At 73.5% G+C, this 18,275-nt stretch carries 16 protein-coding genes; 2 read left to right on the top strand and 14 right to left on the bottom strand.

The window, feature by feature from the left end:
* Positions 1-4: 4 nt before the first annotated feature.
* The 13 genes from nuoK to KKR89_RS13480 all read right to left on the bottom strand — a co-directional run bounded on the left by nuoK (position 5) and on the right by KKR89_RS13480 (position 13,916).
* The gene (nuoK, locus tag KKR89_RS13420; RefSeq protein ID WP_191782240.1) at positions 5-304 is read right to left on the bottom strand and encodes an NADH-quinone oxidoreductase subunit NuoK; all 300 of its coding nucleotides are present in this window, start codon (positions 302-304) and stop codon (positions 5-7) included.
* Positions 301-1,269 carry an NADH-quinone oxidoreductase subunit J gene (locus tag KKR89_RS13425; protein WP_208195873.1) on the bottom strand — a complete coding sequence of 323 codons (969 nt, stop codon included), beginning with the start codon at positions 1,267-1,269 and terminating at the stop codon, positions 301-303. Before KKR89_RS13425 ends, nuoK begins: the two co-directional genes overlap by 4 nt.
* On the bottom strand, positions 1,266-2,069 hold the full coding sequence (gene nuoI / locus KKR89_RS13430) for an NADH-quinone oxidoreductase subunit NuoI (protein WP_372438568.1): 804 nt from the start codon (positions 2,067-2,069) through the stop codon (positions 1,266-1,268). The genes KKR89_RS13425 and nuoI overlap by 4 nt, the downstream gene beginning before the upstream one ends.
* A complete protein-coding gene (gene nuoH / locus KKR89_RS13435) occupies positions 2,062-3,438 on the bottom strand; it encodes an NADH-quinone oxidoreductase subunit NuoH (protein WP_208195874.1) in 1,377 nt (458 codons plus the stop codon). The genes nuoI and nuoH overlap by 8 nt, the downstream gene beginning before the upstream one ends.
* The gene (locus KKR89_RS13440; RefSeq protein WP_208195875.1) at positions 3,435-6,089 is read right to left on the bottom strand and encodes an NADH-quinone oxidoreductase subunit G; all 2,655 of its coding nucleotides are present in this window, start codon (positions 6,087-6,089) and stop codon (positions 3,435-3,437) included. The genes nuoH and KKR89_RS13440 overlap by 4 nt, the downstream gene beginning before the upstream one ends.
* Positions 6,086-7,420 (bottom strand): NADH-quinone oxidoreductase subunit NuoF, encoded by a 1,335-nt coding sequence (gene nuoF / locus KKR89_RS13445; protein ID WP_208195876.1) that lies wholly within the window; start codon positions 7,418-7,420, stop codon positions 6,086-6,088. The genes KKR89_RS13440 and nuoF overlap by 4 nt, the downstream gene beginning before the upstream one ends.
* A complete protein-coding gene (gene nuoE, locus KKR89_RS13450) occupies positions 7,420-8,301 on the bottom strand; it encodes an NADH-quinone oxidoreductase subunit NuoE (RefSeq protein ID WP_208195877.1) in 882 nt (293 codons plus the stop codon). The genes nuoF and nuoE overlap by 1 nt, the downstream gene beginning before the upstream one ends.
* Positions 8,301-9,653, bottom strand: coding sequence for an NADH-quinone oxidoreductase subunit D (locus KKR89_RS13455; RefSeq protein WP_208195878.1), 1,353 nt, complete (start codon positions 9,651-9,653; stop codon positions 8,301-8,303). The genes nuoE and KKR89_RS13455 overlap by 1 nt, the downstream gene beginning before the upstream one ends.
* Positions 9,653-10,522, bottom strand: a complete 870-nt coding sequence (locus KKR89_RS13460; RefSeq protein WP_372438574.1) for an NADH-quinone oxidoreductase subunit C — start codon at positions 10,520-10,522, stop codon at positions 9,653-9,655. The genes KKR89_RS13455 and KKR89_RS13460 overlap by 1 nt, the downstream gene beginning before the upstream one ends.
* An 80-nt stretch (positions 10,523-10,602) precedes the next feature.
* The gene (locus KKR89_RS13465) at positions 10,603-11,154 is read right to left on the bottom strand and encodes a NuoB/complex I 20 kDa subunit family protein (RefSeq protein WP_208195880.1); all 552 of its coding nucleotides are present in this window, start codon (positions 11,152-11,154) and stop codon (positions 10,603-10,605) included.
* 75 nt (positions 11,155-11,229) lie between these two features.
* Complete coding sequence (locus KKR89_RS13470) at positions 11,230-11,592, bottom strand: NADH-quinone oxidoreductase subunit A (RefSeq protein ID WP_191782222.1); 363 nt, start codon at positions 11,590-11,592, stop codon at positions 11,230-11,232.
* Positions 11,593-11,661: 69 nt separating this feature from the next.
* On the bottom strand, positions 11,662-12,963 hold the full coding sequence (locus KKR89_RS13475; RefSeq protein ID WP_208195881.1) for a geranylgeranyl reductase family protein: 1,302 nt from the start codon (positions 12,961-12,963) through the stop codon (positions 11,662-11,664).
* A gap of 260 nt (positions 12,964-13,223) precedes the next feature.
* Entirely contained in the window at positions 13,224-13,916 is a 693-nt protein-coding gene (locus tag KKR89_RS13480; RefSeq protein ID WP_191782216.1) for a demethylmenaquinone methyltransferase, read from the bottom strand.
* A gap of 113 nt (positions 13,917-14,029) precedes the next feature.
* On the opposite strand from KKR89_RS13480, the gene KKR89_RS13485 reads away from it, so the two are divergent.
* A complete protein-coding gene (locus tag KKR89_RS13485) occupies positions 14,030-15,079 on the top strand; it encodes a TRM11 family SAM-dependent methyltransferase (protein WP_208195882.1) in 1,050 nt (349 codons plus the stop codon).
* Between the two features lie 73 nt (positions 15,080-15,152).
* Positions 15,153-16,478 carry an isochorismate synthase gene (locus KKR89_RS13490; protein WP_208195883.1) on the top strand — a complete coding sequence of 442 codons (1,326 nt, stop codon included), beginning with the start codon at positions 15,153-15,155 and terminating at the stop codon, positions 16,476-16,478.
* A gap of 150 nt (positions 16,479-16,628) precedes the next feature.
* Here KKR89_RS13490 and KKR89_RS13495 read toward each other — a convergent pair whose 3' ends face one another.
* On the bottom strand, positions 16,629-18,269 hold the full coding sequence (locus KKR89_RS13495) for a S1C family serine protease (protein WP_243882617.1): 1,641 nt from the start codon (positions 18,267-18,269) through the stop codon (positions 16,629-16,631).
* Positions 18,270-18,275: the final 6 nt, after the last annotated feature.

Raw genomic sequence — 18,275 nt, forward strand, 5'->3', positions numbered from 1 at the left:
CCCCTCAGCTCTTCAGCAGGTTGACGTCGTCGACCGACGCCGAGCGCCTGGTCCGGAAGATGGAGACGATGATCGCCAGACCGACGACCACCTCGGCCGCCGCGACGACCATGACGAAGAACGCGAGCACCTGGCCGGAGAGGTTGCCGTGCAGGCGCGCGAACGTCACGAGCAGCAGGTTGGTCGAGTTGAGCATGAGCTCGACGCCCATGAACACGATGATCGCGTTGCGCCGCAGCAGCACCGTGGTCGCGCCGATCGCGAACAGGATCGCGGCCAGCACCAGGTAGTGGGTGAGGCTCACCGGCCGTCCTCCTCGTCGTGGGTCGGGGCGTCGGTCGGCCGGTCCGCGGGGCCGTCCGGCCCGGCGACGGGGTCGTGCACGACGACCCCACCGGCGACGGTGCCCTCCGGGCCCCCGACGTACTCGTCGTCGGACGTGAACGTGCCCGCGCCGATCGCCCAGCCGCCCGCGAGGACACGGTCGATGCGCGCCGCGTACTCGCGCGCGTCCGCCTCCTGCCCGCGCACGCGCAGCACGCGCGGCACGGAGCTCTCGAGCGGGGTGCCGTCCGGCAGCAGCGCCGGGACGTCCATGGCGTTGTGCCGGGCGTAGACGCCGGGCGCAGGCAGCGAGACCGGGTGCACGCCGTCGCGCAGGCGGCGCTCGGCGCGCTCGCGCTGGCCCACCTTCGGCACCAGGCGACCGCGGTGGGTGAGCACCAGGGCACCGAGCGCGGCGACGACCAGCAGGGCGCCGACAGCCTCCATGGCCAGCACGTGGTCGGCGAAGAGCAGGTGCGCGACGGCCTCGGGGTTCGACGGCGCGTTCGCCGCCGCGAGCCCGACCGGCGGGTCGTACGTGGCTCGTCCGACGACGCCGGCGAGCACGACACCCAGCCCGAGGCCCGCGAGCACGCCGATCCAGCGCTGCCCGCGGATGGTCTCCACGAGCGAGTCCGAGCGGTCGACGCCGACGAGCATGAGGACGAACAGGAAGAGCATCATCACGGCGCCGGTGTAGACGACGACCTGCACGACGCCGAGGAACTCGGCCCCCTGGGCGACGTACATGAACGCGAGCGAGATCATGATGAAGATGACCGCCAGCGCCGCGTGCACGGCCTTGCGTGCCAGGAGCAGGCCCAGCGCCGCGAGCACCATGAGCGGCGCGAGGACCCAGAACAGCACGGCCTCGGCGGTGCTCGTCTGGCCGGAGTCCGTCAGCGCGCCGGCGGCAGCCGGCAGCGCGGTGAGCAGCGGGTTCACCTGGCACCCCCCTGGCGGTGCGCGCCCGCCGTGATCGCGCGCTGCGCGAGACGCGTCTCGCCGAGGTCGGGGACCGTGGCGCCCTTCGCGGCGTTCTCGGGCAGCGTCGGGTCGTCCGGCCGGTGCTCCGTGACCCAGGCGACCTGGTCGTCCGTGACCCCGGTGACCTCGCCGCGGTAGTAGTCCGTGTCGGACGTCCCCTCGACCATCGGGTGCGGCGCGGCGAGCTGGCCCGAGCGCAGCGGCGCGAGCAGGTCCTGCTTCTCCCAGATCATCCCGGGGCGCGTCGGACCGGCGAGCTCGTACTCGTTGGTCATCGTCAGGGCGCGCGTGGGGCACGCCTCGATGCACAGGCCGCAGAAGATGCAGCGCAGGTAGTTGATCTGGTAGACGCGGCCGTACCGCTCCCCCGGCGAGAACTGCGCGTCCGGGGTGTTGTCGCCGCCCTCGACGTAGATCGCGTCCGCGGGGCACGCCCACGCGCACAGCTCGCAGCCGATGCACTTCTCGAGGCCGTCGGCGTAGCGGTTGAGCTGGTGCCGGCCGTGGTAGCGCGGCTTGGTGGGCACCTGCTCGCGCGGGTACTGCTCCGTCACCGTGGGCTTGAACATGTTCGCGAACGTCACGCCGAAGCCGGCCACGGGCGCGAGCAGCTCGCTCAGGCCCGAGCGCTTCTCGATGAGCGACTCGTACTCGGACGACGGGCGGTCGACGGCCCCGCCCGTGCGCGGCGTGGGCTGCACCTGGCCACCGGGCGCGGACGCGCCGGGCGCGGGCCTCTTCTTGCGCTGCTCAGCCACCGCGCACCTCCAGCGGGGTCTCGGGTTCGGACGGGTCGTCGGCGGCGGTCGCCGCGAGGCGGCGCTGCGCGCGGGGGGACGGGGGCAGGACCTGCCCCGGCAGCGGCGGCACCGGGTAGCCGTCGGCGAAGGGGTCGAAGTCCTGCGGCTCCGTGGGCTCGGGCGCCGGCTCGGGCTTCTTCTCCGGCACCAGGAAGGAGAGCACGAGGCCCACCACGACGACGCCCGCGAGCCCGAACAGCAGCGTGCGCAGGTCGACGTCCCACAGCTGGCGCGCGGCCTGCACGAGCGTCACGCACACGACCCAGACGAGGGCCGCCGGGATGAGGATCTTCCAGCCGATCTTCATGAACTGGTCGTAGCGGAAGCGCAGCACCGAGCCGCGGATCCACACGAACAGGAACATGAACAGCCAGACCTTGGCGACGAACCACAGGACGGGCCACCAGCCGGTGTTGAACATGCCGTCGTTGATGGCCGAGATCGGCCACGGGGCGCGCCAGCCGCCGAAGAACAGCGTGGTGGCGACCGCCGACACGTTGAGCATGTTGATGTACTCGGCGAGGAAGAACCACGCGAACTTCATCGACGAGTACTCGGTGGTGTACCCGCCGACGAGCTCGCCCTCGGCCTCGGGCAGGTCGAACGGCAGGCGGTTGGTCTCGCCGACCATCGAGATGACGTAGATGACGAACGCGGGCAGCAGCGGCAGGAACCACCACATCTGCGTCTGGGAGTTGACGATCTGCGACGTCGACATCGACCCGGCCATGATGAACACGCTCACCAGGGACAGGCCCATCGCGAGCTCGTAGGAGATGACCTGCGCCGTCGAGCGGACACCGCCGAGCAGCGGGTACGTCGAGTTGGAGGACCAGCCGCCCAGGACGATGCCGTACACGCCGACCGCCGCGCACGCCAGGATGTACAGGACGGCCACCGAGAAGTCGGTGAGCTGCAGCGGCGTGACGACCCCGAAGATGCTCACCTCGGGCCCGAACGGGATGACCGCGTACACCAGCAGCGAGCACAGCACCGCGATCATCGGCGCGAGGATGTAGACGAGCTTGTCCGCCGCCCGGACGGTGACGTCCTCCTTGACCAGGAGCTTCATGGCGTCCGCGAGCGACTGCAGCAGGCCGAGCGGCCCGTGCACGTTGGGCCCGGGGCGCAGCTGCATGCGTCCCACGACCCGCCGCTCGAACCAGATGGCGATGAGGACGCTGGTCAGCAGGAACACGATGATCGCGACGGCCTTGAGCAGCCACACCCAGAACACGTCCTGGCTGAAGTCCGCCGAGACCGCGCCGACCGTCCCGTCACCGACCGCGCTCGGCAGCGCACCCAGCGCCGTGGCCAGCCCGCTCATGCCCGCTCCTCCTCGTCCACGCGGACGCCGGCGACGGCCTCCGCGGTGTCCCCGGTCAGCCCGGAGCCTGCGTGCGCCGTGACGCCCGGGGCGTCGCTGCGGCCCGCGGGAGCGAGCCGGACGACCGTGCCGCCGACCCCGCCGAGCACGTCGCGCACCGCGGCACCCCGGGGGTTCGTCGGGAGCCACACGACGTGGTCGGCCATGTCGGTGACCTGCACGGCTGCCGTGACGGTGCCGCGGTCCGTGCTGACGGCCACGTCGTCGCCGTCGGCGAGACCGGCCGCCTGCGCGGTCACCGGCGAGACGCGCGCGACCGGCTGCTTGGCAGTGCCGGCCAGGTACGGCTCACCGTCCTGCAGGCGACCGGCGTCGAGCAGCTGGTGCCATGTCGCGAGCACCGCGTGACCCGGGGGCACCGCGGGCGGTTCGGCCGGGCTCGTCGCGGGCTGCTCGACACGGCCGCCGTCCCAGCCGCCGAGCTGGTCCAGCTCGGCGTGCACGTCCGCCAGCGTGAGCAGACCGAGGTCGGCCCCCATGGCGTCGGCCAGCCGGTCCAGCACGCGGAAGTCGGACAGGTGGGTCGTCGTGAGCACCTGCGCGAACGGGCGCGGACGCCCCTCCCAGGTGACGAACGTGCCGGCCTTCTCGACCGGCGGCGCCACGGGGAGCACGACGTCCGCGCGGTCGGTGACCTCGCTGCGCCGCACCTCGAGCGAGACGAGGAAGGGCACGGCGTCGAGCGCGGCCCGGGCGAGCACCGGGTCCGCGTGGTCGGCGGGGTCCACACCACCGACGACGAGCGCCCCGAGCCGACCGGCCGCGGCGGCGGCGAGGATCTCGTCCGCGCTGCGACCCGGCGTCGTGGGCAGGTCGTCGACGCCCCAGACGGCGGCCACGTCGACGCGCGCCGACGGGTCGGCGACCGGACGCCCGCCCGGCAGCAGCGTCGGCAGCGTGCCGGCCTCGATCGCACCGCGCTCACCGGCACGCCGCGGGATCCACGCGACGCGTGCCCCCGTGCGCTCCGCGAGTCGCAGCACCGCGGTCAGGGCACCGGGCACCGTCGCGGCACGCTCGCCGACGAGGATGACGGAGCCCTCGGCGCCGAGCGCGTCGGCGGTCGCGCCGAGCACGTCGTCCGCGCCGGTCGTGATCGCGTCGAGCACCTCGGGCTCGGTGCCCGGTGCGGCGGCCAGGAGCGTGCCGTCGAGCCGCTCGATGCCGCGGCTCGCCAGGGCGGCGACCGCGAAGACCCGGGTGCGACCGGCGACGACCGACGAGCGCAGGCGCAGGAAGGCGATGCCGCCCTCCTCCTCGGGCTCGTACCCGACGCACAGCACGGCCGGTGCGGCGACCAGGTCGCCGAACGTCACCCGCAGCGTGCGACCCGCGACGTGGTGACCGAGGAAGGTCTCCTCCTCCGCCGAGTGCGGACGCGCGCGGTGGTCGACGTCGTTGGTGCCGAGCACGGTGCGCGCGAGCTTGGAGTACGCGTAGGCGTCCTCGAGCGTGAGCCGCCCGCCGGGCAGCACGCCCACGGTCGCGCCCCGCAGCCCGGCGGCCGCCGTGTCCAGCGCCTCGGTCCACGAGCACGGCTCGAGCTCGCCCCGCGTGCCGTCGGCCAGCGGCCGGCGCACGAGCGGCGTCGTGACGCGGTCGGGGGCGGACTGCCAGTGGAACGCGAACCGGTCCTTGTCGGTGATCCACTCCTGGTTGACCGCCGGGTCGTCGCCCGCGAGGCGCCGCAGCACCACGCCGCGCCGGTGGTCGACACGGATCGCGGACCCGTTGGCGTCGTGCTCGGCGATCGACGCCGCCGACACGAGGTCGAACGGCCGCGAGCGGAACCGGTAGGCCGCCGACGTCAGCGCGCCGACCGGGCAGATCTGCACGGTGTTGCCGGAGAAGTACGACGCGAACGGCCGGCCGCTCGTGTCGAGCGTGGACGCACCCACGGGCGCGTCGCCCGCGAAGCCCAGCACCCGGGTGTCGAACGTGCCGATCTGCTGCGCCGCGCCCCGCTTCTGCAGGTCGATCCACACGTCGCCCGCGATCTCCTCGGAGAACCGCGTGCAGCGCTGGCACAGGATGCACCGCTCACGGTCGAGCAGGACCTGCGTCGAGATCGCGATCGGCTTGGGGAACGTGCGCTTGACGTCGACGAACCGCGTCGCGGCGCGCCCGTTGCTCATCGCCTGGTTCTGCAGGGGGCACTCGCCGCCCTTGTCGCAGACCGGGCAGTCGAGCGGGTGGTTGATGAGCAGCAGCTCCATGACGCCGTGCTGCGCCTTGTCGGCCTCGGGCGACGTGTGCTGCGTCTTGACCTGCATGCCGGGCGTCGCCTCGAGGGTGCAGGACGCCTGCGGCTTGGGCATCTTGGCGACGTTGCCGTCACGCCCGGGCGCCCACACCTCGACGAGGCACTGGCGGCAGGCACCGGCGGGCGCGAGCAGCGGGTGGTCGCAGAAGCGCGGGATCTGGATGCCGAGCTGCTCGGCGGCACGGATGACGAGCGTGCCCTTCGGCACGGTCGTCTCGATGCCGTCGACGGTGAACGTCACCGTCGCCGCCGGCTCGGGCGCCACGGTGGGCGGCGCGGCCGGCACCAGCGGTGTCGTGTCGGTGGGCCTCGGGGTCGTGGTGGTCATGCGTGCACCCCCGCCAGCTGCGTGCTGCGACGCGGCGTGTAGTCGAAGAGCGAGCTGCGCTCGGGCGGGAACAGGACGTCGGCCGGCGTGTGCGTGCCCGCCTCGAACTCCTCCCGGAAGTACTGGATGGCGCTGGTGACGGGACTCGTCGCACCGTCGCCGAGCGCGCAGAAGGCGCGGCCGAGGATGTTGTCGCACAGGTCGAGCAGCAGGTCGATGTCGGAGGGCGTGCCCTGACCGGCCTCGAGCCGCGACATGATCTGCTCCAGCCAGAACGTGCCCTCGCGGCAGGGCGTGCACTTGCCGCAGGACTCGTGCTTGTAGAACTGGATCCAGCGCGACACGGCCTTCACGACCGACGTCGTCTCGTCGAAGATCTGCAGCGCGCGCGTGCCCAGCATGGAGCCGGCCTTGCCGACGGACTCGTAGTCGAGGGGCACGTCGAGGTGCTCCGCGGTGAAGATCGGCGTCGAGGAGCCCCCGGGCGTCCAGAACTTCAGCTCGTGCCCCTCGCGCACACCGCCCGCCATGTCGAGCAGCTCGCGCAGCGTGATGCCCAGCGGGGCCTCGTACTGGCCGGGCCGCGTGACGTGGCCCGACAGCGAGAACAGGCCGTGACCGGCGGAGCGCTCGGTGCCCATCGAGGTGAACCAGTCGGCGCCGCCGACGAGGATGCCGGGCACCGACGCGACGGACTCGACGTTGTTGACGACGGTCGGCCGCGCGTACAGACCTGCCACGGCGGGGAACGGCGGCTTCAGGCGCGGCTGGCCGCGCAGGCCCTCGAGGGAGTCGAGCAGCGCCGTCTCCTCGCCGCAGATGTAGGCGCCGGCACCGGCGTGCACGGTGATCTCGAGGTCGAAGCCCGACCCGAGGATGTCGGTGCCCAGGTAACCGGCCTCGCGCGCCTCACGGACGGCCTCGAGCAGCCGGCGGTAGACGTGCAGGACCTCGCCCCGCACGTAGATGAACGCGTGGTGGCAGCCGATCGCGTAGGACGTGATGATCACGCCCTCGATGAGGTCCTGCGGGCTCGCCAGCATCAGCGGGATGTCCTTGCAGGTGCCCGGCTCCGACTCGTCGGCGTTGACGACGAGGTAGCGGGGCCCACCGTCGGGCGCGGGCAGGAAGCCCCACTTCATGCCCGTCGGGAAGCCCGCCCCGCCGCGGCCGCGCAGCCCGGAGTCCTTCACCGCCGTCACGACGTCGGCCGGCGCCATGCCCAGCGCGCGGCGCAGACCGCGGTAGCCGCCGTCGGCCTCGTACCGGTCGAGCTTCCACGACCGGTCCGCGTCCCAGTGCGCGGACAGCACGGGGGTCAGGGTCGTCATCACGACTCCTTCGCGTCGTCGGACTTCTGCTTGCGCTGCTCGCCGGCGGGCGAGACGTCGGCCGGCGTCGTCGGGGCCCGGTCGGCGCTGGACTGCGCCTCGCCGGCCTCCGGCTCGCCGTGGCTCGCGCCGCTCGTGGCCACGCGCTCGTCGGCGTCGAACGACGGTGCCGTCCAGCCGCGCTCGCGCGCCAGCTCGGTGCCGCGCACGGTCGCCGGACCGGCACCCACGCCCTCGTCGGCGCGGCCGTCGGGGAAGCCCGCCAGGACGCGGCTCATCTCCTTGAACGTGCAGACCGACGACGCCCCGCGCGTCGGCGCGACGGGCGCACCCTCGACGAGCCGGTCGACGACGTCCACGGCCGAGGCCGGCGTCTGGTTGTCGAAGAACTCCCAGTTGACCATCACGACGGGCGCGTAGTCGCAGGCCGCGTTGCACTCGATGCGCTCGAGCGTGATCGCGCCGTCGCCGGTCGTCTCGTCGTGCCCGATCCCGAGGTGCGCGCTGAGCTCCTCCCAGATCGCGTCACCGCCCATGACCGCGCACAGCGTGTTGGTGCACACGCCCACCGTGTAGGTGCCGTTGGGGTGCCGCTTGTACTGCGTGTAGAAGGTCGCGACCGCGGAGACCTCGGCGGTCGAGATGCCCAGCGTCGCGGCGCAGAACGCGATGCCGCGCGGGCTGACGTAGCCGTCCTCCGCCTGCACCAGGTGCAGCATCGGCAGCAGCGCCGAACGCGCCTGCGGGTACCGCGCGATGATCTCCTGCGCGTCGGCCGTCAGGCGGGCGCGCGTCGCGTCGTCGAAGCCCGTGGCGTGCCGCTCCCCCGGGGTCCGGCCGTGGTCGTGGGGCGCCGGGGCGCCCGCGTGCTCGACGGACATCAGCGGTCCACCCCTCCCAGCACCGGGTCGATCGACGCGACGGCGACGACGACGTCGGCGATCTGCCCGCCCTCGCACATCATCGAGACGGCCTGCAGGTTGTTGAACGACGGGTCGCGGAAGTGCGCCCGGTACGGCTTGGTGCCGCCGTCGGAGACCAGGTGGACGCCCAGCTCGCCGCGCGGGTGCTCGACGGTCTGGAAGACCTGGCCCGCCGGCACGCGGAAGCCCTCGGTGACCAGCTTGAAGTGGTGGATCAGGGCCTCCATGGAGGTACCCATGATCTCCTTGATGTGGTCCAGCGAGTTGCCCATGCCGTCGGTCCCGATGGCGAGCTGCGCGGGCCACGCGATCTTCTTGTCGGCGACCATCACGGGCCCCGGCTTCGCGAGCCGCTCGAGGCACTGCTCGACGATCCGCATCGACTGGTAGCACTCCTCGATGCGCACCAGCAGGCGCGCCCACGAGTCGGCCGCGTCCTGCGTCGGGACGTCGAAGTCGTACGTCTCGTACCCGCAGTACGGGTCGGTCTTGCGCACGTCGTACGGCAGGCCGGTCGCGCGCAGCAGCGGACCCGTGACGCCCAGCGACATGCAGGCCGCGAGGCTGAGCGCCCCGACGTCCTTCATGCGCGCCTGCAGGATGGGGTTGGCCAGCATGAGGTCCTCGAGCTGGCGGAAGTAGCCGCGGACCGTGGTCATGGCCTCGCGCACCGAGTCGATGGCGCCCGGGGGCACGTCCTGCGCGACCCCGCCCGGGCGGATGTACGCGTGGTTCATGCGCAGGCCGGAGATCAGCTCGAAGACCTTGAGGATCTCCTCGCGGGCCGTGAAGCCCAGGATCATGATCGTCGTCGCGCCGAGCTCGTTGCCGCCCGTCGCCAGGAAGACCAGGTGCGAGGAGATGCGGTTGAGCTCCATCATCAGCACGCGGATGACCGAGGCGCGCTCGGGCACGTCGTCGGTGATGCCGAGGAGCTTCTCCACCGCGAGGCAGTAGGCCGCCTCCTGGAACAGCGGGGCGACGTAGTCCATGCGGGTGCAGAACGTCACGCCCTGGGTCCAGGTGCGGTACTCCATGTTCTTCTCGATGCCCGTGTGGAGGTAGCCGATGCCAGCCCGGGCCTCGGTGACGGTCTCGCCGTCGATCTCGAGCATGAGGCGCAGCACGCCGTGCGTCGACGGGTGCTGCGGGCCCATGTTGACGACGATGCGCTCCTCGCCGAGGCGAGCGGCCTCCTCGGCGATGTCGGACCAGTCGCCGCCCGAGGCCTCGAACGAGGGCACGCCCTGCGTCTCGTCCAGCGGGACGTGGCGGGTCGCGTGGGGGGTCTGTGAGGTGGGAGCGGTCATCAGCTGTACGACCTCCGCTGGTCCGGGGGCGGGATGGTCGCGCCCTTGTACTCGACCGGGATCCCGCCGAGGGGGTAGTCCTTGCGCTGCGGGTGGCCCGGCCAGTCGTCGGGCATCTCGATGCGCGCCAGGCCGGGGTGGCCGTCGAACACGATCCCGAAGAAGTCCCAGGTCTCGCGCTCGTGCCAGTCGTTGGCGGGGTAGACCGCCACGGTCGAGGGGATGTGGGGGTCGCCCTCGGGTGCCGCGACCTCGAGCCGCAGGCGGCGGCCGTGGGTCACCGACACCACGTGGTACACCGCGTGCAGCTCGCGTCCGGCGTCGTGCGGGAAGTGGACCCCGGAGACCCCGAGCGAGAGCTCGAAGCGCAGGTCGGGGTCGTCGCGCAGCGCCTGGACGACCTCGACGAGGTGCTCGCGCGCGACCTCCAGCGTGAGCTCGCCGCGGTCGACCACGACGGCCTCGACCGCGTGCGCGAAGCCGGTGCCGGACTCGTCGAGGACCTCGGTGAGGACGTCGACGACCTCGTCGAACCAGCCGCCGTACGGACGCTCGCTGGGGCCGGGCATCGCGACGGTCCGCACGAGACCGCCGAAGCCCGAGGTGTCGCCCGTGCCGGCCACACCGAACATGCCGGTGCGGACGTCGACGATGTCGAGGGGCGTGCGCGGGCCCGTCGGGTCGGGACCCGCCGGGAGGTTCTGGGACCCCGCCTCGAGGGCTGCCGCGCTCGTGCGCTGCGTCCCGGCCGGTGCGGGCTCGCCCGGCTTGACCGCGGCCGACGCGTCCGCCTTCTCGGCGGTGGGCTTGGTGCCCTCGGTCGGCCGGTCGGCCGCGGGGGACGTCGCGTCCTCGGGCGGCGTCGACACCGCGGCGGGCTTGGTGCCCGTCGTGGGGTCCGTGCCCTCGCCCGGCGTCGCGTCCTGCTCGGGCTGCGTGCCCTCGTCGCTCATCGCAGCAGTCCCGTCATGTGCGACGTGGGGGTCGCGGCCATCGCGGCCTCCTGCGCCTTGCGCGCGGCCTCCTGGCGGTTGACGCCCAGCGGCTGGTCCTGGATCTGCTGGTGGAGCGCGAGGATCGCGTGCAGCAGCATCTCGGGGCGCGGCGGGCAGCCGGGCAGGTAGATGTCCACGGGGACGATGTGGTCGACCCCCTGCACGATCGCGTAGTTGTTGAACATGCCGCCGGACGACGCGCACACGCCCATCGACAGCACCCACTTGGGGCCGGCCATCTGGTCGTAGACCTGGCGGACGACGGGCGCCATCTTCTGGCTCACGCGGCCGGCCACGATCATGAGGTCGGACTGGCGCGGCGACGCGCGGAAGACCTCCATGCCGAAGCGGGAGATGTCGAACCGGCTCGTGCCGGCCGCCATCATCTCGATCGCGCAGCACGCGAGCCCGAACGTGACGGGCCACAGCGAGGCCTTGCGGAAGTAGCCGACGAGGTCCTCGACCGTCGTCAGCAGGAAGCCCGAGGGCGCTTCCTCGATGCCCATGTCAGCTCCTCCTCGAAGTCGGTCGGCTGCGCGTCGTGGCAGCGGTGGGGCCCGGTCGTGCGGGTCCGTGCACGGTCAGTCCCACTCCAGGCCGCCGCGCTTCCACTCGTAGACGAACGGCACCGTGATGATCAGCAGGAACGCCATCATCGCCACGAGGCCGAACGTCGCGAGCTCCGCGAATCCGACGGCCCAGGGGTAGAGGAAGACGACCTCGATGTCGAAGATGATGAAGGTCATCGCGACCAGGTAGTACTTGATCGGGAAGCGCCCGCCGCCGATGGCGTGGGGCGTGGGCTCGATGCCGCACTCGTAGGCCTCGAGCTTCGCGCGGTTGTACCGCTTGGGTCCGAGGATCGCGCTCGCGCCGACCCCACCGAGGGCGAGGACGGCCGCGATCCCGATCATCACCAGGAGCGGGACGTACGGGTTGCTCATCGAGCGGTCCTCCTCGTCGAAGACGTCCGGCCGGGCCGGCCCTGCGTCGCGTTGGTCATGCTCGCTGCCTCAGGCATCCGGCGCCAGCCGGGCGAGCGCGGAGATGACGCGGTCGACCACGTCGCCGCCGCGAGGTTCGTAGGAGTCGGACAGCAGCTTGAGCACGAACTTCATGAGCAGCGGGCGCGGCAGCCCGTAGCGCGTGCACAGGTGCATGACCTGGGGGTGCTCGATGAGGCGCACGAACACCCGGCCGAGCGTGTAGTACCCGCCGAGGTCGTCCTTCATGCGCTGCTGGTACGTCGCGAGCGCCCGTTCCCGGCCGGCGGCCGAACCGCGCGCCAGACCCTGCGCGATCGCGTCCGCCGCGACCCTACCGGCCTGCAGCCCGTAGGCGATGCCCTCGCCGTTGAAGGGGCTGATCATGCCCGCGGAGTCGCCCGCGAGCAGGAGGCCGTCGGCGTACAGCGGGCCGCGGTTGAAGCCCATCGGGAGCGCCGCACCGCGCACGGGCGCGACCTGGTTGTCGGGCGTGAACTCCCACTCGCGCGGCGCGTTGGCCATCCAGCGGGAGAAGAGGTCCTTGTAGTCGACCTTGGTCGCCGCGGCGGTGGAGCTCACCGAGCCCAGGCCGACGTTCGCGGTGCCGTCGCCGAGCGAGAAGATCCAGCCGTACCCGGGCATGAGGTTCGAGGCCCCGGGCGCACCGTCCCACAGCTCGAGGTGCGACTCCATCCACGGGTCGTCGTGGCGCGGGGTGCGGAAGTACGTGCGGACCGCGACGCCCATCGGGCGGTCGTCGCGCTTCACGCGTCCGACGGCGGTCGCGAGCCGCGCGGAGACGCCGTCGGCGGCGATGACGACGGGTGCGCGGTACTCGACCTCGGCACCCGCGTCCACGGTGCGCCGACCGTCGGCCGCGACGGGCCGCGCCCGCACACCGACGACGCGGCCGGTGCGCTCGTCACGCACGGGCGCCGTGACCGACGTGCCCTCGAGGAGCTTGGCGCCCGCGGCGCGGGCGTGCTCGGCGAGCGTCTGGTCGAAGGACGTGCGTGCGCGGGCCAGGCCGTAGGACGGGTAGCTCGACAGCTCGGGCCACGGCAGCTCGATCCGGTGGCCGCCGCCGATGACGCGCAGGCCCGCGTTGCGGATCCAGCCGTCCTGCTCGCGGATCGGCACACCCATGCGCACCAGCTCGGCGACCGCACGCGGGGTCAGGCCGTCGCCGCAGATCTTGTCGCGCGGGAACGTCGCCTTCTCCAGCAGGAGGACGTCGAGCCCCGCGGCCGCGCAGTGGTAGGCGGCGGAGGACCCTGCCGGACCGGCGCCGACGACGATGACGTCCGCGTCATCGACCGCTCCGACCACCGTGCCACCCCACTTGTGACGTTGTTCACGTGCAACCCCGGCGAGTGTAACCAGCGCCTCGGAGCCTGTCTGCGAAGGCTTGGCTTACCTCAGCCGCGGCCCGGGCCGAACGTCCCGGGGACGCACGGCCACCAGCGCCGCCGACCACCTCGCGACGCCGTACGTCCGCGCACCGCGGGACGCGCCGTGCTCATCCTGCCCCCGCCCCGCGAGGCCCCCCGACGGGGGTGGTGCACCGCACGGTCGCCCGCCCGGCGGGGTCAGGGACGGGTCGCGCGGTGCAGGGCGACGATCCCGCCGGAGAGGTTGCGGAAGGCCACCTTGTCCCACCCGGCGTCCCGCACCAGGAGGCCGAGCTCGCGCTGGTCGGGCCAGCTGCGGATGGACTCGGCGAGGTACACGTAGGCGTCCGGCTCCTTGGACACCGCGCGCGCCACGGGCGGCAGGGCGCGCATGAGGTAGTTCGTGTAGACCGTGCGGAACGGCGCGAACGTCGGCCGGGAGAACTCGCACACGACCATGCGCCCCCCCGGGCGCGTGACGCGCAGCAGCTCGCGCAGCGCCGCGTCGACGTCGGAGACGTTGCGCAGGCCGAACGACATCGTCACGGCGTCGAAGGACTCGTCGGCGAACGGCAGGTGCAGCGCGTCACCCGCCACGAACGGCAGGTCGGGGCGGCGGCGCCGGCCGACGCGCAGCATGCCCGTCGACAGGTCGCACGGCACGACGTGCACACCCGCGTCGGCGAGCGGCTCGCTCGACGTCCCCGTGCCGGCGGCGAGGTCGAGCACCGTCTCGCCGCGCTCGGCGCCGAGCGCGGCGAGCGTGGCCCTGCGCCACGCCCGGTCCTGCCCGAGGGAGATGACGTCGTTCGTGAGGTCGTACCGGTGCGCGACCGCGTCGAACATGGCGGCGACGTCGCGGGGGTCCTTGTCGAGGGCGGCGCGAGGCATGCGCCCATGGTCGCAGGTCCGCGCCGCGGGCCGCGCACCGTGCTCGGGTAGCGTGCGCCGTGGGCCCGGCGTCGGCCGGGCCGCAGAGCCGACCCCCGGGGGCGTCACCACCCATGCCGCAGTACGCGATCCTCGTCCAGCCCTCGGCGAACCGGGTCTACTCGCAGCAGGCCGCGCGTCTCGTGCGCAACGAGCTGCTCGCCCTCGACGAGCTGCTCCTCGACGGCCGCGTCGGAGCGCGTGGTGGGCCCGTCGAGCGCACGATCGGCGGTGTCCCGTACCTCGTCGTCGACGCGCCGGACCTCGCGGCCGACGACCTGCGCGTGGTCGCCAACCTGTCCTCGCTGTTCGCGCTGTTCGAGCTGCGGGACGACGGCGCGCTGCTGCCCGTCGACCTGCAGCGGCTCGACCGCTACGACGACGACCTCCTGACGATCCTCAAGTACGTGGGCAAGACGAACGAGCAGCTCACGCGGCTCCTGCTCAACCTCACCGCGGCGGCCGCGCTGCCGCTCGACGGCTTCCTCGGCTCGCGCGTGCGCGTCCTCGACCCGGTGTGCGGGCGCGGGACGACGCTCAACCAGGCGCTCATGTACGGCTGGGACGCGTACGGCGTCGACGTCGACCGCCGCGACGTCGAGGCCTACACGGCGTTCGCGGCGCGGTGGTTGCAGGACAAGCGGCTCAAGCACCGGTCGAGCTCGAGCCGCGTCCGGGTCGCCGGCGCCAAGCTGGGGCGACGCACGACCTTCGAGCTCGCCGCGACCAAGGACGAGTACCGGGCGGGCGACGTGCAGACGCTCGAGATCACCCAGGGCGACACGCTCGACACCGACCGGATGTACCGCGCCGGGTTCTTCGACGTCGTCGTCGCGGACGCCCCGTACGGCATCCAGCACGGCTCGGTAACGGGCCCGCGCACACCGTCGCGCTCGCCGCGCGACCTGCTGACCGACGCGATCCCCGTGTGGACGCGCGTGCTGCGCCGCGGCGGGGCGATGGGCCTGGCGTGGAACACCAAGGTGCTGCCCCGCGAGGACCTCGTCGCGATGCTCGAGGACGCCGGGCTCGAGCCGCTGGAGGACGCCCCGTTCCTGGGGCTCTCCCACCGCGTCGACCAGGCGATCGAGCGCGACGTCGTCGTGGCGCGCAAGCCCCGCTGAAGCCTGGGCTGAGACGAGCGTCGCACGCCGCTCGACGCGGTCGGCGCCCGTCGAGGGCCTACCCTGGGCGGCGATGAGCACGTCGCCGAGCACCCCCGTCACCGGTGGCGTCCCCCGCCCCCTGGTGGTCCGCACCGTCCCGTGCGACCTGCCCGCGGGCGCCGTGCCGGACGCCGACGACCTGCTGGACCTCCTGGGTCCCGACGCCCCGCTCGCATGGGTGCGCCGCGGCGACGGGCTCGTGGCGTGGGGCGAGGCCGCCCGCATCGAGGTGCACGGCGCCGACCGGTTTGCCGACGCCGAGCGGGCCTGGCGGCAGCTCCTGGAGCACGCGATCGTCCGCGACGAGGTGCGGCTGCCCGGCACGGGGCCGATCGCGTTCGGGTCCTTCGCGTTCGACGACGACTCCCCCGCGGGCGGCGTGGTCGTCGTGCCGCGCGTCGTCGTGGGACGACGCGACGGACGCGCGTGGCTGACGACCCTGAGCGCGCCGGGCGAGCTCGGTCCCCTGCCTCGCCTGCGCGACGTCGCGCCGCGGCACGTCCCGCCGGCCGCACCCGGCGAGGTCACCTACACCGACGGCGCGGTCGACGCCGAGAGCTGGCTCGACGTGGTCGCGCGCGGCGTCGCCGCGATCCGCTCGGGCGAGGTCGAGAAGGTCGTGCTCGCGCGCGACGTGCACGCGCGCACGCAGCACCCGCTGGACGTGCGCTGGGCGCTGCACCGGCTCGCCGACCGGTACCGGTCGTGCTGGACCTTCAGCGTGGACGGCATGATCGGGGCGACGCCCGAGCTGCTGGTCCGCTCGGAGCGGGGGCTCGTCACGTCCCGCGTGCTCGCCGGCACGATCCGGCGCACGGGCGACGACGACGCCGACATGGGTCGCGCCGCGATCCTCGCGCACTCGTCGAAGGACCTCGAGGAGCACGAGTACGCCGTGACGTCGGTCGCGCGGGCGCTCGCGCCGTTCTGCTCGTCGTCCAACGTGCCCGACCTGCCGTTCGTCCTGCCGCTGCCCAACGTCCTGCACCTCGCGTCCGACGTCACGGGCGTCCTGACGGCACCGCAGGGCGACGACGCGCACCCCTCGTCCCTGGCACTGGCCGCCGCGCTGCACCCGACGGCGGCGGTGTGCGGCACCCCCACGCAGGCCGCACGCGCTCTCATCACCCGCATCGAGGGCATGGACCGCGGTCGGTACGCCGGCCCGGTCGGCTGGTTCGGCGCGGACGGCGACGGCGAGTGGGGCATCGCGCTGCGCTGCGCGGAGGTCGACCGCGACGACCCCCGCCGGCTGCGCCTGTTCGCCGGCTGCGGCGTCGTCGCCGCGTCCGACCCCGCCGCCGAGCTGGCGGAGTCGCGCGCGAAGCTCGACCCCATGCGGCACGCGCTGTCCTGAGGCCCCGCGGCCGGTCCTGCCCCCGTGCGCCAGGGTGCACGAGGGCCCGCCGCGGGAGGGGGGGTGCCCACGGCGGGCCCGTGCCTGCACCGCGCGCGACGGCGCGGTGCTCGGGCGCGGCCCCCGTGGGGGCCGCGCCCGGGTCTGTCGTCAGCCCTGGTCCTGCTGCTGCTGCAGCCACTCCCAGAACTGGTCGGGCGTCATGCCGCCCGGCATCGTGCCCTGGCCGTCGTCCTGACCCTGACCGCCCTGGCCCTGGTCACCCTGGCCCTGGTCGCCCTGGCCCGGCTGCTGGCCGGTCGCGGCGTCGTCGGGACGCGTCGCGAGCGTGACGTCCAGCTCGATCGCCCTGCCGTCCCGCACGACGGTCAGCGTGGCGTCGTCACCCGAGGCCATCGCGCGGACGAACGCGGTGAGCGACTCGGCGCCGCCGACCGGCTCGTCGCCGATCGCGACGATCACGTCGCCCGGCTGCAGCCCGGCCTGCGCGGCGGGCGAGCCCTCGGTGACGGACTCGACCACGGCGCCGCGGCGCGTGATCCCGTCGGCCGTGGCGGTGCCGTCGGACAGCGTGACCCCGAGGAAGGCGTGCTCGGCCTGCCCGTCGTCGATGAGCTGGTCCGCGATGGTCTTGGCGAGGTTCACGGGGATCGCGAAGCCCAGGCCGATGGACCCGGACTGCTGGCTCAGCGTGGCGATCGACGACGTGATGCCGATGACCCGGCCGCTCGCGTCGAACAGCGGACCACCGGAGTTGCCCGGGTTGATCGCGGCGTCGACCTGGATCGCGTTGGTCACGGCGCCGGCGCTGCCGTCCTCGCCCTGCGTGGAGACCGGACGGTCGACCGCCGAGACGATGCCGGTGGTCACGGTGTTGGCCAGGCCCAGGGGGTTGCCGACGGCCATGACCGGCTCGCCCACCGTCACGTCGTCGGAGTTGCCGAGGGCCGCGGCCTCGAGGTCGTCGGGGGCGTCGAGGAGCCGCACGACCGCCAGGTCCGTGCTGACGTCGGTGCCGACGATCTCGCCCTCCAGGATCCGTCCGTCGGTGAGGGTCACCTGGACGTTGCCCTGCGCACCGGAGACCACGTGGTCGTTGGTCAGGACGAGCCCGGAGTCGTCGATGATGACGCCCGACCCCTGGCCCCCGCCGGCCTGCGTCTGCACCTGGATCGCGACGACGGACGCCTGCACGGCGGCCGCGACGCGCTGCCAGTCCGGGGCCTTGGCGCTCGACCCGGCGACGGGGACCTCGTCGTTCTCCGAGCGCCCGAGGTCCGTCAACGACGCGACGCGGTCCGACGAGCCGGACCCGTCGCCGTCGAGCAGACCGAGGGTCGCGACCGAGCCACCACCGACCAGCAGCCCGACGACCGCGGCCGACGCGATCCACGCCCAGGCGCGCGAGCTCGTGCGGCGCTCGGGGGCGGGCGGCGCACCCCACGGGTCGGACGGCGGCACGGCACCCGGCGGCCGGCCCGGGCCGGGCGCGGCGCCGGACGCGGCACCGGGAGCGTGGCCCGCCGGCCCGTGGCCGGTCGGGGTGCCGCCGCCGACGCCCGCGGCGACGGGCTGGCGCGCGGCACGCTGGGCCGCCTCGTAGCGGGCCCACTGCTGAGCGGGCGTGTCGCGGGTCGCGGCCCCGGCGGACGGACCGCTCGGGCCGGAGGCCTGCGGAGCGTGGGCTGCGGGCAGCGGCTCGGTGACGCCGTCTGCGGGCAGCGGGGCGGTCGGCTCGGCGTCGGGTCCGGGGACGTGCCCGGAGCGCCGCGGCTCGGGAGTGGTGGTCATGGCTGC

Origin of the sequence: Cellulomonas dongxiuzhuiae (assembly GCF_018623035.1) — a bacterium.
Lineage (GTDB): Bacteria > Actinomycetota > Actinomycetes > Actinomycetales > Cellulomonadaceae > Cellulomonas > Cellulomonas dongxiuzhuiae.